The organism is Actinospica durhamensis, assembly GCF_018139695.1.
GTDB classification, from domain to species: domain Bacteria; phylum Actinomycetota; class Actinomycetes; order Streptomycetales; family Catenulisporaceae; genus Actinospica; species Actinospica durhamensis.
Genome location: NZ_JAGSOG010000068.1, coordinates 19073 through 34347, shown reverse-complemented (window position 1 = coordinate 34347; position 15275 = coordinate 19073). Strand labels below are relative to the sequence as shown.

Genomic DNA, 15275 nt, shown 5'->3' with positions numbered 1-15275 from the left:
GCCCGCGCCCCCGCCGCCGATCCCCTCGCCCGCGAACATGTGGGGCGGCGGTTTCGACGGCCGGCAGCGGCAGGACTCGTACCCGCAGGAGCCGCGGCAGCAGCAGTCGCCCTCGCCCCAGCAGCAGGTCCCGCAGCAGGGCGGCTACCAGCAGCCCGGCTACGCGCAGCCCGAGTACCCCGCGCCGTCCGGTCCCCGCGGTCCCGGGCAGCCCGACCCGTTCACGGCTCCCGCTCCCGCCGCGCGCCCCCGGCGGACGAAGCTGTGGGTCAGCGCGGGCGTCGGCGCGATCGCCGTCGTCGGCCTCGCCACCCTGCTCGTCGTCGACCAGGGCGCCACCCCCGGCGCGGCCGCGTCCACGCACACCGCCGCCGCGCCCAAGCCCACCCCGTCCGGCTTCCAGCCCACCGCGTCCACCCCGGCGGGCCAGGCCGAGCAGACCGCCGACGTCTTCCTCACCGCGTGGCAGGGCGGCGAATTCGCCCAGGCCGCGTCCTACACCGACGACCCGACCGACGCCGAGAGCGTGCTGTCCGGCTACCGCACCGGCCTGAATCTGCACGGCCTGCAACTGACCGAGAAGAGCGCCACCGCCGCCGGCCTCGTCACCTTCTCGGTCACCGCGCAGGTCTCCAGCACCGCCGCCGTCGCCGAGGGAGCCACCACCGCTCCCACCGCGTCCAGCACCGCGAGCACGACCGGCGCCACGTCCACCGCGGCCGCCTCCGCCGCGACCACCTCCGCCAGCGGCACCTGGACCTACACCTCGCACCTGACCGCCTACAAGAAGGACGGCGGCTGGTACGTCAAGTGGGACCCGACCCTCGTTGCCCCCAACGTGACCGACTCGACCCACCCGGTCGCCCTGGCCGTCAAGCCGGGCGCGAAGTCGGTGACCGACGCCGACGGCGACAGCCTGGCCGCCAGCACGCAGCCCGCCCTGGAGAACATCGCCGCGCTGATCAAGAAGAACGCGGCCACCACCGAGGGCACCGCGGGCCTGGAGATCGTGCTCGAGGACGCGAAGGGCGAGATCGTCTCCGGCTCGGCCAGCGAGCTCACCAAGCCGGTGTCCACCGCGACCGTCAAGACCACCATCGACCCGACCCTCGAGTCCCTCGCAGTCACCGCGGTCGGCCAGCTCAAGCGCAGCTCGATGGTGATCCTGCGCCCGTCCACCGGCGCGATCCTGGCCGTGGCCAACAGCGCCGGCACCAGTGACGTCGCGCTCACCGGCACGCTCGCCCCGGGCTCCTCGATGAAGGTGGTCAGCACCACCTCGCTGCTGCTCAACGGGATGCTGCCGCAGGGCATCAACACTCCGGTCGGCTGTCCGCTGGTGGAGACCGTGCAGGGCGTGAAGATCCACAACAGCACGGACAGCCCGAACAGCCTCAGCGGCACCGAGGACTTCGAGCCGCCGACCACCCCGTTCAGCACCGACTTCTCCATGTCCTGCAACAACGCCTTCACCCAGTGGTGGCAGCAGATGGCCGGCGGCAAGCTGGCCAGCACGGCGCTGAACTACTACGGGCTGAACCAGCCCTGGGACCTCGGCCTCGGCTCGAGCGGCAGCTACTTCACCATGCCCTCGGACCAGAGCGGCTCCGAGCTGGCCGAGGAGCTCTACGGCCAGGGCGTGATCGAGGCCAACCCGCTGTCCATGGCCTCGGTCGCGGCGACGGTGGACACCGGCCAGTTCCACCAGCCCTACCTGGTCGCGGGCCTGACCGACCTCAAGACCGCCAGCCCCCTGCCGAGCTCGGTCCAGTCCCAGCTCTACACCGTCATGCGCGAGGTCATCACCAGCGGCACCGCCGCTTCGGTCGGCTTCGGCGCGGGCGTCTACGGCAAGACCGGCACCGCCGAGGCGGATGCGAACAAGGACAAGAACCCCAATGGCTGGATGATCGTGTTCGATCCCGCCAAGGACATCGCCATCGCCGCCGTCGTGGTCGACTCCAACTTCGGCGCCTCCACCGCGGGGCCGGAGGTCAACTACGTCCTCCAGCACTACTGATCGGTGCGGGGTCGGTGCGGCCGATCGGCGGGGCTGGGGCGTTCGATCGGCGTCTGATCGGCACGATTCGGGCGCCGCGCCGTATCCAGACGGCGTGGCGCCTATCATCTCAGGATGATTGCCGACCGGATCATCGAATCCTTAGACCAGCGCGACGAGGCCGCCTTCGGCGAGGCGATGAACGACCTGCGTGCCACCGTGCAGAGCATGAGCCCGGCGGAAGTGGCGGCTGAGGCGGCGGCTCTGGCAGCCGTCGTCAACCGCCTGCCCATCGGCATCGGCTCCTCCGTGGCCCCCGCGCTCGGCGCCATGTGCGACCTCGGCGCCCGTCCCGGCGACGTGCTCGACGCACTCGTCGAGGGCGCGCTGCGCGTCCTGAACAACCTCGAGCAGTTCAAGCAGCTGTGTGCCCAGGCCGGTATCGAGACGCCGAACTCCGGCGACGACGAGGCGTTCCCGGACACCATGAGTGCACTGATCGCCTCCGAGGCCGTCGACATGGAGCCGAACCGAATCGCGCAGTACGCGGAGGCCTGGTTCGCGGGCAACGGCTGGATCCAGCCGGTGCTCTACCTGTGTCAGCGCGAGGACGTACGCGCGATCCTGCCGCGCCGCGAGGAGCTGACCGCCGCGATCGAGTCGGCACGCGAGGACCTCGAGACCGCGCACTGGCTCTACGGCCTGCTGCTGGTCCTCGACGACGAGCAGTTCGTCGTGCTCCACCGCGCGGGCCGGAAGGGCTGGCGCTGCACGATGAGCGGGATCGGCGACAACTTCCAGCTGCACACCCTGCTGGCCGGCCATCTCGCCGAAGCCACCGGCGTCACCGCGCCGACCCCCGTCGAACTCGCCGCTGCCGACACCGGCGACCTCCAGCCCCCGGACGGCATCCAGGGCCAGTACAACCTCGTCGGGGCGGACGGCACCTGGATCTGGAACGAGGGCCGTCCCGCCGACATCCCCACTCTGGAGGGCATCCGCGTCGTGGTCCTGGATCCGGCCCCGTACGCACGCAGTTGGAACGCTGGCCGCGCCTACCCCAAGATGCCGCCGACCCTGACCGTCGACGGGGAACTCTCGGCGGAGGAAGTCGATCTGTGGCTCGGCAAAGTCAAGCCGAGTGAGCGCTGAGGTATCTGAGGTATCTGAGGTACCTGGTCTCTCTGGGTCCTTTGTCTAAGGGGGGAAATCTGAGGTAGCGGAGCCTGGCGAAAGGCCTTGGGATCCGGCCCGTTCGCCAGGCCCGCAGGTACGCTGGTTTCAAGTCGAATCAGCTTTCAGCAAGGTCAGGATGGGTGGGGACTCATGCCGCGCGATCTCACTTTCGCCGACGCCGTCAAGATTCTCGGCAGCGATTCCGAGAAACTGCACACGCTCGATCTCCTCTTCAGCGGCGCGATCAATCTCGCCACCGCGACCCACCGGCCGACCGACGTCATCAAGGTTCTGAGGTCGGCGAAACTGATCGCCGACCACTCGCTCGACCTCATGCGCAGGGTGAACACGGTCGTGAAGCGGACCAAGCCGCAGAGCAGGCACGAGGTGCTGGTCGCGGCCCACACGATCGTCGCCGTCGTGGCCTTCTTCGAGGTGTTGGGCGAGTTCGAACCCCTGATGAGCGCATTCGACCTCACGCTCGAAGACAAGCTGCTGCTCAAAAGCGGTTATGAGCCCATCGACCCGATCGCGGCGAAAAAGGCCTCGCTCCCGGTGCTCCTGGCGGCGGCGTCGATTCCCCCGATCTCGCCGGTGGCCTCGTTCGCCTCGGTGACCGCCGACCTCCGGGAGTTCTACATCGGCCTCGTCGAGGAGGTCATCCAGTTCGTCTCAGGGCTCTCCCGCTGGGACGCGCTGAACGAGACGCAGCGCGATCGCATCACCTCGCTGCACACCGGGCGCATGGTCGGGCACCTGCTGCCCAAGGCCGTGGAGCGCTATTCCCAGCGCCTCACGGAGTTGGCCGCGCTGCGTCCGGAATTCTTCGTCTGGACCACGATGATGGAGCTGCAGGCCGCCGCCGTCGAGCGGGCCGACGACCGCCGCGCCCTCGCCCGCGTCGGCGAGCTGCTGGAGACCTTCGCCGGGCAAGCCACGGCCGCGGGTCCCATCGGCGAGCGGCTGGCCCTCGCCTACGCGGCGGAGCTGGCGCGGCCCCTGGTGGACACCGACGAGGCGCAGACCGTGCCGAACCTGCTGGTCCCGTCCGTCCAACAGATCTACATCGACCCGGCGTTCCGCGTCGCGAACCACGGCGAGCTCACCCGGCCCGCGGAGGACCGCTGGTGGTCCGAGACCGTCGCGCTCCGGGAGAACCTGTCCGACTTCCTCGCCTGGCACCTGTCCACCGGCCGGGCGCTCGAGTCCCCGACCTTGGTCCTGGGCCACCCCGGTGCGGGCAAGTCCCTGTTCACCAAGGTGCTCGCGGCGCGCGCCCCGAGCGGCACCTTCGCACCGCTGCGGGTGGAGCTGCGCCATGTGGCGGCCAACGCCGGCGTGCTCGACCAGATCGAGCAGGCGATGCGCGCGAGCCTCAACGAGACGGTGAAGTGGGCGGACTTCGCCCGCGAATCCGCCGAGGTGGGCCGCATCCCGCTGGTCATCTTCGACGGCCTGGACGAACTGCTGCAGACCTGGGGCTCGAGCAGATCCAACTTCCTGGCCGAGGTCGCGGACTTCCAGCAGCGAGAGGCCGTACAGAAGCGCGACATCGTCGTCATCGTGACCAGCCGGACCCTGGTCACCACCCAGGCGGCCATTCCGGGCGGCTGCACCATGCTCCGGATCGAGCCGTTCGCCGAAGCCGAGATCGCGGCGTGGGTGGCGGCGTGGAACACGGCGGTCAGCGGTGCGAACGGCGACGCGTCGCCACTCGACATCGTCAATGTGCTGCGTTATCCCAGCCTCGCCGAGCAGCCCTTGCTGCTCCTGCTGTTGGCGATCTACAACGCCGGCTCCGACCACGCCTGGACGAGCACCGCGGGCGCCCCGCTGGAGATCCACGGCCTGTACGAAGGCCTGCTGCGGCAGTTCGCCTACCGCGAGGTGCACCGCCGCACGCACCCTGCGGTATTGGACAACGCCACCCTCAAGCAGATGATCGAGACCGAGCTGGACACCCTGAGCATCGTGGCGTTCAGCATGTTCAACCGCGGCGCCCAGTCCGTGCTGCTGACCGCCCTCGACGACGATCTCAAGGCACTGCGCCCGGAGACCCGGCAGTCGCCCGACGCGTGGACCGAGGGCCAGCGCGTCGTGGGCCGGTTCTTCTTCATCCACGAAGCCCGGGCCGGCGCACAGGACGGCACCGTTCTGCGTTCCTACGAGTTCCTGCACGCGACGTTCGGGGAGTACCTCGTCGCCCGCAGAATCCTCCAGGAGCTCAGGCTCGTCGTCGCCCTGCGCCGCGCGGTGAGCGTCCCGCTCGGCGACTGCGACGGCACGCTCTTCACCCTGCTCTCCTTCGCCCCGCTGACCAGCCGCGGCCAGGTGGTCGACTTCCTCACCCAGATGCTGCTCGACCTGCCGGAAGCCGATCAGCAGGACGCGACCTCGCTGGTGATCAGCCTGTTCCGGGTCGCACTCGAGCCGCGGGTGGGGGATCGTTACGCCGCCTACCGTCCGGCCCAGCGAGACGCCCCGAGCCGCCACGCGGTCTACAAGCTCAACCTCCTGATGATGGTGCTCGCGGTCCGCACCTCGATCCCGTTCACCGAACTGTTCGGTTTTGAGGACGAGGACGCGGACGCGGCGCTGGATCTGTGGAGCGGCACGGCCCATCTCTGGCGCGCCTGCCTGGCGATCTCGGCGTGGCGCGGCGTGGTGAACTTCATCCGCGTCGCCGAGGGAAGCGTAGGCTTCACCGTGAGCACCAGCGGCATGTACTTCCACCACGAGCGGGAGCAGTCCCTGCTCGCCTCCTCGGGAGCGGACGTCGCGCATGTCAGGCTCATCGGAGCAGCGCATCGCTACGCGAACTTCTTCGAGTACCCGGGTATAGCCGAGGCCATCATCGCCCTGCGCCTTGGTTCCTTGGCGCCCTATGAGAGCCGCGATGCGCTGCTCGAGAGCGTCCTCGACGGGGAAGCCGGAGGCGGCCCGAACTCCCCCCACATCTTCATCGCCCTGCTCGAAGTGATCGCGGCCGACTCCTTTCAGATTTCGAGGGAGAATCTCGTGCGGCTGTTCGTGCGCGGGTTCGAGCTGTGGGAAGAACTCGGCGAGACGTCTCAGCTCCTGGTGTTCGACCTGGCGACCGCGCTGCTGGCGGACGCGGACACGCCCAGTTCCCTCAAGACCGTGATCCCGGATTCCTTCGGCCTCATCATGAGCCGAGCACGTTCGCCGCTGGGCAAACCCGAGTACTTCCGCATGCTCGAGGCGGCCAGTTCAGCCGGGCTGAACCTCGATCCGTCCGAGGCCGAGATCGCCGACGCGCTGGCGAACGCGGAGCAGTTCGCCGATGCGCAGTCGATACACAGCGTTCTGTCCGTCGCCCTGGAGTATCGGCAGTGGGAGTGGCTCGCGACTTCCGGTCTGCGCATGCTCGTCGAGGGGCCGCGCAGGCTTCGTACCTCTATGACGTCCCAGGCCATGGACCTCATCCAGCGGGGGCTGGTGGAATACGCCGCGTCTGCCGCCGACGGCCCGGAAGCGCTTGTGCGGCTGGAGGTGGCCATGAAAGCGTGGCGGGACGATCGGATCGACGTCAGCGTGAGATGGAGTCCCGGCCCCGATGAGCCCGACCCGGGCGATCACCGCTCCGGCGATCCGCAACCGGGCGGTCCTGCGCCGGGCGATCCGCATCCGAGCGGTCCTCAGCCGAGCGATCCCCAACCGGAAGGGTGACGCATGGACGGATCAGCTGGAGCCACCGGGCCGACCGGAGCCGCCGCCGAGTCCCCCGCCGACTCGTCAGCCGGCCTCCCCACAGGATTTCCCGCCGACATCCACACCTGGAGTGCCGGCCGGATCGCGGCGTCGGTCCAGGCCGGGGAACTGCGTGCCGTCGACGTCGTGCGTGCGCATCTCGCCCGGATCGAGCGGCTCAACCCGCAGCTCGAGGCCTTCCGCGTCATCCGTCGCGAGCAGGCTCTCGCCGAGGCGTCGGCTGTGGACGCGCATGCCGAGCGCGCCACGTTGCCGCTGGCCGGTGTGCCGGTCGCGATCAAGGACAACGTCGAGGTGGCGGGGGAGATGACGGGCAACGGGTCGGGTGCCGGGTCGTCCGAGCCCGCCACCGTCGATCACCCCGTCGTGGTGCGGCTGCGTGCGGCGGGGGCGGTGGTGGTCGGGGTGACGAACGTGCCGGAGCTCTGCCTGACGCCGATGTCCGACAGCGTCCACGGGGTGCCGCGCAATCCGTGGAAGCTCGCGCGTACACCGGGCGGGTCCTCCGGCGGGAGCGCGGCCGCCGTCGCCGCCGGGCTGGTGCCGCTGGCGCACGGGAACGACGGGCTCGGCTCGATCCGCATTCCGGCCGCGTGCTGCGGGCTGGTGGGCATCAAGCCGGGCAGCGGCGTGGTCCCGCCGAGCATCGACGCAACCCCGGTCTGGGACGGGCTCTCGGATCACGGGCCGCTGGCCACGACCGTGCAGGACGCGGCGCTGTGCCTGTCCGTGATGGGTGCGGATTCGAGCCTTGCGACGCTCGATTCCCCCGAGAGGCTGCGTGTCGGGCTCTCGCTGCGCCAGACCCAGGTCGGGCTCCCCATCGACCGCCGCTACACCGCGGCCACGACCGCCGTATCCGTCGTCCTCGAATCCTGCGGTCACACCGTCAGCGCTCATCGAGGCCGCTACCCCTCCTGGCAGGGGACCGGCGCCCTGCGCAGCTGGTTCAGCTTCGCCTGGTCGGGCTCCCGGCCGCTCGAGCACGCGCGGCTCGACAAGCGCACGCGGCGCATGGCCGCGGTCGGGCGCATCCTCGAGGCCTTACACGCCGACGGGGCGCGGGCCCGCGCGAAGTGGCGGTCCGGCGCGGCCGACGCGTTCTTCGGGGACTTCGACGTGCTGTTGCTGCCCGCGCTGGCCCAGCCCGCACCCAGCTCCGCGCGCTGGGGCCAACGCGGGCTGCTGCGCAACACCTATACATGCCTGCGCGTCGCCTCGCTCTTGAGCCCGTGGAACCTGGCCGGGTGGCCCGCGATGAGCGTGCCCGCCGGCGTGGACGAGCAGGGCATGCCGATCGGCGTGCAGTTGGTCGCGCGTCCGGGCGGGGAGCGGCTGCTGCTCTCGCTCGCCGCGCAGCTCGAGAGTGCCCGTCCCTGGCAGCGCCAAGCCCCCGGCTGGGACTGACGGACTCCCGTGGGACAACCCCTTCCGGCCCCCACGGTCGGCCGCGCGAGCACGGCGCGGAACCGAGCGGCGCGCGTATGGTGGAAACCGTGACGAAGGCGGTGGAAGCATGAGCTCAGGGACGAGCGGCATGACCCAGCAGGCGGCGGCACTCAAGTTGGCGCCCACGCAGTTGCTCATCGGCGGCGAACGCAGGTCCGCGTCAGACGGCGCCGTGATGGACGTCTACGACCCGGCCACGACCGAGGTCCTCACCCGGGTGGCCGACGGCACCGTCGAGGACGGGCTCAGCGCCGTCGCGGCGGCCGCCGCAGCCGGGCCGGGCTGGGCCTGCACCCCGCCGCGGCAGCGGGCCGAGGTGCTGCGCCGCACCTTCGAGCTGATGACCGAGCACGCCGAGGATCTCGCGTACCTGATGGTGCTCGAGAACGGCAAGGCGCTGCGCGACGCGCGCGGCGAGGTCGCCTACGCCGCCGAGTTCTTCCGCTGGTACGCCGAGGAGGCGGTACGCGGCGAGGGTTCCGTCGGCACGGCTCCGGCCGGTGCCAACCGCATCCTCGTCCTGCGTCAGCCGGTCGGCGTCTGCGTCCTGGTCACGCCCTGGAACTTCCCGGCCGCCATGGCCACCCGCAAGATCGGGCCCGCGCTCGCCGCGGGCTGCTCCGTCGTGCTCAAGCCCGCCAGCGACACCCCGCTGACCGCGCTCGCGATCGGCGCCCTGCTGGAGGAGGCGGGTCTGCCGGCCGGAGTCGTCAACGTCGTGCCCTCGCGCAAATCAGGGGCCGTGGTCTCGGCGATGCTGCACGACCCGCGGGTGCGCAAGCTCTCCTTCACCGGCAGCACCGAGGTCGGCCGCGCACTGCTGCGCGAGGCCGCCGACCAGGTCGTCAACACGTCCATGGAGCTCGGCGGCAACGCCCCGTTCCTCGTGCTCGAAGACGCCGACGTGGCCGCGGCCGTCGAGGGCGCGATGATCGCCAAGATGCGCAACGGCGGCGAGGCCTGCACCGCCGCCAACCGCTTCTACGTGCACCGCAGGGTGGCCGAGGAGTTCTCCCGCGGTCTCGCCGAGGCGATGGGCCGCCTGGTCATGGGCCCGGGCACGGACCCGGCCACCGAACTCGGCCCGCTGGTGAACCCGGCCGCGGTGGACAAGGTGGACGAACTGGTCTCCGGCGCCCTCGACGAAGGCGCCCGCGCCCTGCTCGGGGCCACCCGACCGGACCGCAAGGGCTGGTACTACGCCCCGACCGTGCTCACCGACGTCGCGGCCGACAACCCCATCCTGGGTGAGGAGGTCTTCGGCCCGGTCGCCCCGATCGTCGTGTTCGACGACGTCGACGAAGCGGTGGCGATGGCCAACGACACCGAGTTCGGCCTCGTCTCCTACCTCTACACCGGTGACCTGGCCAAGGGCCTGCGCGTCGCCGAGGCGCTCGAGGCGGGCATGGTCGGTCTCAACCGCGGCATGGTGAGCGACCCCGCCGCCCCCTTCGGCGGTGTCAAGCAGAGCGGCATCGGCCGCGAGGGCGGGCACGAGGGCATGCTCGAATACCTGGAGTCGAAGTACATCGCGCTCCAGTGGTGACGTAGCGCGCCCCAGACGGCGCGAGAAGCCGCGGGCTCGGCTGCGGGCCCGGACGCGGCCCTTCTGTCGGAGGCACCTGGCAGACTGCGATCATGACTGACACGCAGACGAGCCAGACGGGCGAGGGGTCCGCGGCGCAGGACGGGTCCGGGCCGAGCGAGGCCCCGGCGTACGACGCGAAGGCCGTGCTCCACCGCTACGTCAAGTCGGCGAGCGGCGCCCTCGTGTGGAAGCTCGAGGGCCTCGACGAGTACGACGTGCGCCGCCCGCTGACCGCGACCGGGCTGAACCTCCTCGGCGTGGTCAAGCACGTCGCGGGAGTGAGCGCCGAGTACTTCGGCGCCGTGTTCGACCGCCCGTTCCCCGAGCCGCTGCCCTGGTACGCCGAGGGCGCCGAGGAGAACGCCGACTTCTGGGCCACCCCGGACGAGAGCCGCGAGTACATCACCGGCCTCTACCACCGGGCCTGGGAACACGCCGACGCGACCATCGAAGCGCTCGACCTCGACGCCACGGGCCACGTGTCCTGGTGGCCGGCCGAGCGCAACCCCGTGACGCTGCACCAGATCCTCGTCCACATGCTCGCCGAGCTCAACCGCCATGCCGGCCACGCCGACATCCTGCGCGAGCAGCTCGACCACAAGGCGGGCCTGAACCAGCGCAACTCGAACCTCCCCGACCACGACGAGGCCTGGTGGACCGAGTACCTCGAGCGGGTCGAGGCCGCGGCGAAGGAGGCGAGCGGCCAGGGCGAGTGAGTCCAGAGTGAGGCGGGCGACACGACCGGCACAGGAAAATCAATGGCAGTGTGATCATCCACGCTGTCAGGATCAGTCCATGTCGACCGATGCGCTGGTGCCCCGAGCTCGCGAACTGTGGGAAGGGCTGGCCGCCGCTCGGGTGACGTTCGGTCCCGCCGGGACGGTGAACGTCGGTGTCTCGCCGGCCTCCTCGATGTGCCCACCCGGATGGGTCGGCCTCGTCATCCTCGGCGGATCGGCCATCGTGACAGCCCCCGACGACGCCGCCGCGGCACGCGTCCGTGCGGCGTTCGCAGAAGTACCGGCCGACACCCTCACCGACGCCGACGTGGTGCGCACGCTCCTGCCCGTCGTCGACATACTCGGCCCGACAGCCCTCGGCTACCTCAGCGCAGCAGACTTCCGACCCGTGGACGCGCTGTCTGCCGCCCCCGCAGACGCCGATCGTCCCGCCGCTGCGATACGCATCGAGCAGTTGCCGGTGGGACATCCGGACCTGTGCGCGTTGGAGGAAGCAGCGGGCGAGCAGGATGCGGCCGAGGCCTCGATCGACGAGATCACCTCACCCGTATTCGTGGTCCGCGAAGGTGAAGTCGTCATGGCCGCGTGCGGCTACCAGGCCTGGCCGAGCCGGACCGCGCATGTCTGCGTACTGACCCACCCGGACTGGCGCGGCCGCGGCCTCGCGCGTGCGACCGCGTCGGCCACCGTCGCGCACGCGCTCGCCGAGGGCCTGTTGCCGCAGTGGCGCGCACGCGTACCCCCGTCGCGGAGGGTCGCGCGGACTCTGGGCTTCCGGGAGATCGGGACGCAGATCAGCATCGAGTTGGGGGACTAGTCGCTTCGAAGTCAGAGCTGCGGGTTAGAGTGCGGCAATGGCTCGGTGGCGGCGGTTTGAGCGATCGGATACAGCCGGCGGGACGGCGGAATTCCGCGAGATCCGGCTGGAGGGTATCCGCTGTCACCTGCGGTGGAGTGCTGGGAAGAACGTACGGGCGAGCACCTCGGCGTTCGATGATGAGGTGCGCGCGAGTCGGGCCGAGGCGCGGAAAGCCGCCGAGTGGATCCGTAAGGGCTTCGTCGAGGTGGAGCTGCCGGCGGACGGTGGTGCGGCAGAAGCGGAGGCGATGGTCCTCGACGTGATCCAGGCGAGCGTCAAGCACGGCGTCCATCCCGGCTTCACACCGGTACCAGGCTTCGAAGAGACCTTCCATTGCGAGCTCACACCGGGGCATCCGTCGAGCCACCACAACTACTACGTGCTGCGCGACCGAGGCCGGAGCGCGATCAGCTTCAACGTGCTCGCCGCCACCCACGACGCCGAGGCTGTCGCGGAGTTCCTGGAGTTCGTCACCGCGCACCGCGAGCTGCCGTTCGACGGCGACTCACACCACAAAGTCGCGTTGCCGAAGCCGGTCGGAGGCTTGAGCCATGTCCTGTTCTGCTCGCCGGCCTTGGGGCGGTCGCACCGTGCCCACCTGGCGATTGCCGACCGGGTGGCCTCGGCGTTTCCGATCTTCGACTGCGAGATCGGCGATGCCGACACCGAGGTTCTGGTCGACGCACGCATCCACGGCCACGGGTCCCTTCCCCACTCACGCTGGGTCCGCGGGCCGAAGCCGGTCGTGGATCTACGCTTCGACGTCCAGCCGTCGTTCTATCGCCCTCAGTCGAAGTTCCTCGTGTTCCAGCCCTCTGATCTGGAGAATCTGCTGCATGCGCTTCCTGCGGCAACGCCGGAAAGCTGGCTGGAGCTCCGTAGCTTCCGGGGCGATGTCGCGTGCTTCACCCCGGAGAGCGCACCGGCGTACGCGGACGTGCTGGGCCGCCTGAGTGTCCGATGGACCGCCCCCGCTTTCTACTCTTCCTTGGCATCGGGCTGAGCGTCGGGGTCGTCGGTGGTGATCAGGGTTCCGACGTCCTCGCCCTGGCAGATGCGGCGCATGGCGCCGGGGGCGGCGATGTCGAAAATGTGCATGCGCAGCTTCTGCTCGCTGGCGAGGACGAAGGCGCTCTCGTCCATGATCTTCACCCGTGCGGCGACGGCTTCTTCGTGCGTCAGGTTGGTGAAGCGCTTTGCGGTGGGGTCCAGGTTCGGGTCCCGGTCGTAGACGCCGTCGGTGCCGCGCTTGGCGACGAGGAGGGCGTCGGCTTCGAGTTCGAGAGCCCGCTGGACGGAGGGGTAGTCGGTGGTGACGTAGGGCTGGCCGATGCCGCCGGCCAGCACGACGATCAGGCCGCGGCGCAGGTGGCGGTCGGCGCGCAGGCGGATGAAGGGTTCGGCGACGCTCTGCATCGGGATCGCCGACATCACCCGGACGTCACCCGCGCCGAGGCCGGTGAGGGCGCCGCGGAGCATCAGGGCATTCATCACGGTGCCGAGCATGCCGATGTTGTCGGCCTCCGCGCGCCCGATGCCCCAGCCCTCGGACATCCGTCCACGGAAGTAGTTGCCCCCGCCCACCACCACGCCGAGCTCGATGCCGAGCCGCTGCACGGCCAGCAGCTCCGCGGCCAGTCTGGCCAGGCTCGCCGGATCGGTCCCGGTCCCCGCGTCCCCGGCGAGAGCCTCGCCGCTCAGTTTGATGACAACTCTCGAATAGCGCGGCATCGCCGTCGTCCCCCTTCGGCCGCACCGGCGGCGACCGGCCACAGACTACCGGCAGTCCGGTGCGGCAAGGCGGTATCCCGCACCGGGCACGGTGATGATCGCTTCGGGCTCGCCGAGTCCGCGCGATCGGCTTCCGTGTTGGTCCGCGCCGCGTACTTCCGCTAGATCCACCCGCGTTGGGCTGCGCGCAGCCCTGCCTCGAAGCGGCTGGTGGCCCCGAGCCGTTCCATCAGTGCGCCCATCTGGCGCCGGACGGTGCTGTGCGAGACGCCGAGGCGGGCGGCGGCACGCTCGTCGGTCATGCCGCCGGCCAGGAGTTTGAGTAGTTCGCGTTCGCTGGGGGACAGTCCGGTGGAGGGGTCCTCGGATACGTCGGCACCGAGCGGCACCGCGGAGTCCCAGGTCTTTTGGAACAGGGCGAGCAGGTAGCCGACCATGCCGGGTTCGCGTGTGCACAGCGCTCCGCGGCCGCGCTCGGCCGGGTCGATGAGCACGATCGCGGCCGAGCGGTCGTAGACGAGCATCGGCGGGGGCAGCAGTGGTGCGGTGCGCACCTGGCCGCCGAGATCGGTCAGCCACCTGGCGTGGGCGTGGGTGGCCGGGTCGTTGCGGACGCTGGACTGGTAGAGCACGTGGACCGCGACGCCGCGGACGAGTACGTCCTCGTCCATAGGCCTTGCCGCCTCGAGCATCTCGGCGGAGAGCGCGGCCCCGGCGGTGACCGTGTGGATCTCGGTGGCGACGTTCTTCGCCAAGATCTCTATCTGCGCCTGGATCGCGTCCACGCCGACGAGTTGGCGTGTGGTGTCCTTGCCGTCTTTGGGCCGCAGCGCCGCGAGCTCGGCCACCGCGCGCGCGGCCGCCTCGCGCCGCATGGCGAGCTCCTGCTGTTCGCGCGCCAGATCGGCTTCCTGACGGCGCAGCAGCAGCTCGAGCCCGACCTCGGGGTCTACCGCGCGCAGTTGGCCCACGTGCTCCCGCGACTCGCGCAGAAGCCCGGCGTCCAGCAGGGCATCGAGCGCCGCGCCTATGGCGGTCTCAGGCAACGCCAGCATCGCGGCAAGTTCGGACACGCCAGCGGCCGGTATTGACAGAAGTGCGCGATAAACCTCTTGAATATCAGTGTCGAGCCCGAAGAGCTCTAACATCGTCGTTCCCCCGTCGGCACGTACGAGCAGTGAGTATGCGAGGTCGTTCATGACGGCCGACTCTCATCTTCCCAGCTCTCCACGGGTGAGGGCAAGTGTCTTGACCTGCCTGTGAGCTGCGGTCCCGGGCCGGCGTGCTGACACAAAGTGCTCAGAGCACTTGCTCTCACCGTCAAGTGCTTCCTATCGAATGCACGGCGGGGCACGATGGCATCACCGGGCCGGAGCGAACGGAACGGAAGCGAAGGCCACTGAGAAGGCTCCCGTGAATGGCCTGGCCTTGCGAAAAAACCACGACCACGAATTGGGGTACCGCCATGCCTGGAACCGCCCGCCTCGGCCTCGCCCGTCTCGCCGTCGCGCTGCTGGCCTTCGCGGCCCCGCTGGCGCTGCACCAGGCCGCCCTCTCCGCCACGGGGACGTCGTGGTCCACGGGGGCCGCCGTGCTCACGACGCAGGCCGAATCCGTGATGCCGCTCTGCGCCAACTGCATCCTCTGAGAGCCGGGCAGCCGCGATGCAGATCATTCAGCTCGGGTTGAGGAGGCCGGCGGGCGCGGCCCCGTCCGAAGCCGACGCGGCGCTCATCCAGGACATCCTCTGGGCGCACGGCGGCTGTGAGCCCGGTCTCGAACACGGTCTCGAGCACATCAGGGCCAGGGCGGGCCCGGACCTGGTGAACCTCTCGATCCTGCTGGCCGAGGCGGTCCAAGACCCTCTCGGGCACGTGCTGCGGCTGATCGAGGACGTCATGCGGAACTCGACCTACCTGTCCGGCTGGCAGATCGTCCGGCGGACGCACCCGACGAACGAAGGGTCAGGACAATGACGACGCTCACGGTCGCCGGCACCTC

Annotated in this window: 12 protein-coding genes; 10 read left to right on the top strand and 2 right to left on the bottom strand. The window is 70.1% G+C overall.

What is annotated here, in order from left to right; translation table 11 throughout:
• The 8 genes from KDL01_RS15845 to KDL01_RS15810 form a co-directional block, all read left to right on the top strand.
• A partial coding sequence (locus tag KDL01_RS15845; protein ID WP_212529263.1) for a penicillin-binding transpeptidase domain-containing protein occupies window positions 1-2020 on the top strand: 2020 nt, incomplete at its 5' end.
• 114 nt (window positions 2021-2134) lie between these two features.
• The gene (locus tag KDL01_RS15840) at window positions 2135-3151 is read left to right on the top strand and encodes a hypothetical protein (RefSeq protein ID WP_212529262.1); all 1017 of its coding nucleotides are present in this window, start codon (window positions 2135-2137) and stop codon (window positions 3149-3151) included.
• 174 nt (window positions 3152-3325) lie between these two features.
• Entirely contained in the window at window positions 3326-6865 is a 3540-nt protein-coding gene (locus tag KDL01_RS15835) for an NACHT domain-containing protein (RefSeq protein ID WP_212529261.1), read from the top strand.
• Between the two features lie 3 nt (window positions 6866-6868).
• Window positions 6869-8314 carry an amidase gene (locus KDL01_RS15830; protein ID WP_212529260.1) on the top strand — a complete coding sequence of 482 codons (1446 nt, stop codon included), beginning with the start codon at window positions 6869-6871 and terminating at the stop codon, window positions 8312-8314.
• Window positions 8315-8423: 109 nt separating this feature from the next.
• Entirely contained in the window at window positions 8424-9902 is a 1479-nt protein-coding gene (locus KDL01_RS15825; RefSeq protein ID WP_246576498.1) for an NAD-dependent succinate-semialdehyde dehydrogenase, read from the top strand.
• Between the two features lie 92 nt (window positions 9903-9994).
• Window positions 9995-10660 carry a DinB family protein gene (locus KDL01_RS15820; RefSeq protein WP_212529259.1) on the top strand — a complete coding sequence of 222 codons (666 nt, stop codon included), beginning with the start codon at window positions 9995-9997 and terminating at the stop codon, window positions 10658-10660.
• 79 nt (window positions 10661-10739) lie between these two features.
• Window positions 10740-11501: a GNAT family N-acetyltransferase gene (locus KDL01_RS15815; RefSeq protein WP_212529258.1), complete on the top strand. Its 762-nt coding sequence runs from the start codon at window positions 10740-10742 to the stop codon at window positions 11499-11501.
• 37 nt (window positions 11502-11538) lie between these two features.
• Window positions 11539-12546, top strand: coding sequence for a hypothetical protein (locus tag KDL01_RS15810; RefSeq protein ID WP_212529257.1), 1008 nt, complete (start codon window positions 11539-11541; stop codon window positions 12544-12546).
• Here the strand turns inward: KDL01_RS15810 and pyrH are convergent.
• Window positions 12522-13274, bottom strand: coding sequence for a UMP kinase (gene pyrH, locus KDL01_RS15805; protein ID WP_212529256.1), 753 nt, complete (start codon window positions 13272-13274; stop codon window positions 12522-12524). The two genes, KDL01_RS15810 and pyrH, sit on opposite strands and share 25 nt — an antisense overlap.
• A gap of 161 nt (window positions 13275-13435) precedes the next feature.
• Window positions 13436-14347, bottom strand: a complete 912-nt coding sequence (locus tag KDL01_RS45255) for a helix-turn-helix transcriptional regulator (RefSeq protein WP_212529255.1) — start codon at window positions 14345-14347, stop codon at window positions 13436-13438.
• 392 nt (window positions 14348-14739) lie between these two features.
• On the opposite strand from KDL01_RS45255, the gene KDL01_RS15795 reads away from it, so the two are divergent.
• Window positions 14740-14922, top strand: coding sequence for a hypothetical protein (locus KDL01_RS15795; RefSeq protein ID WP_212529254.1), 183 nt, complete (start codon window positions 14740-14742; stop codon window positions 14920-14922).
• Between the two features lie 16 nt (window positions 14923-14938).
• Window positions 14939-15250, top strand: coding sequence for a hypothetical protein (locus KDL01_RS15790; RefSeq protein WP_212529253.1), 312 nt, complete (start codon window positions 14939-14941; stop codon window positions 15248-15250).
• Window positions 15251-15275 lie beyond the last annotated feature (25 nt).

Excerpts from the sequence above, each read along its gene's own strand:
- KDL01_RS15840 (WP_212529262.1), top strand. The coding sequence starts at position 2,135 with ATGATTGCCGACCGGATCATCGAATCCTTAGACCAGCGCGACGAGGCC.
- KDL01_RS15835 (WP_212529261.1), top strand. The coding sequence starts at position 3,326 with ATGCCGCGCGATCTCACTTTCGCCGACGCCGTCAAGATTCTCGGCAGC.
- KDL01_RS15830 (WP_212529260.1), top strand. The coding sequence starts at position 6,869 with ATGGACGGATCAGCTGGAGCCACCGGGCCGACCGGAGCCGCCGCCGAG.
- KDL01_RS15825 (WP_246576498.1), top strand. The coding sequence starts at position 8,424 with ATGAGCTCAGGGACGAGCGGCATGACCCAGCAGGCGGCGGCACTCAAG.
- KDL01_RS15820 (WP_212529259.1), top strand. The coding sequence starts at position 9,995 with ATGACTGACACGCAGACGAGCCAGACGGGCGAGGGGTCCGCGGCGCAG.
- KDL01_RS15815 (WP_212529258.1), top strand. The coding sequence starts at position 10,740 with ATGTCGACCGATGCGCTGGTGCCCCGAGCTCGCGAACTGTGGGAAGGG.
- KDL01_RS15810 (WP_212529257.1), top strand. The coding sequence starts at position 11,539 with ATGGCTCGGTGGCGGCGGTTTGAGCGATCGGATACAGCCGGCGGGACG.
- pyrH (WP_212529256.1), bottom strand. The coding sequence starts at position 13,274 with ATGCCGCGCTATTCGAGAGTTGTCATCAAACTGAGCGGCGAGGCTCTC.
- KDL01_RS15795 (WP_212529254.1), top strand. The coding sequence starts at position 14,740 with ATGCCTGGAACCGCCCGCCTCGGCCTCGCCCGTCTCGCCGTCGCGCTG.
- KDL01_RS15790 (WP_212529253.1), top strand. The coding sequence starts at position 14,939 with ATGCAGATCATTCAGCTCGGGTTGAGGAGGCCGGCGGGCGCGGCCCCG.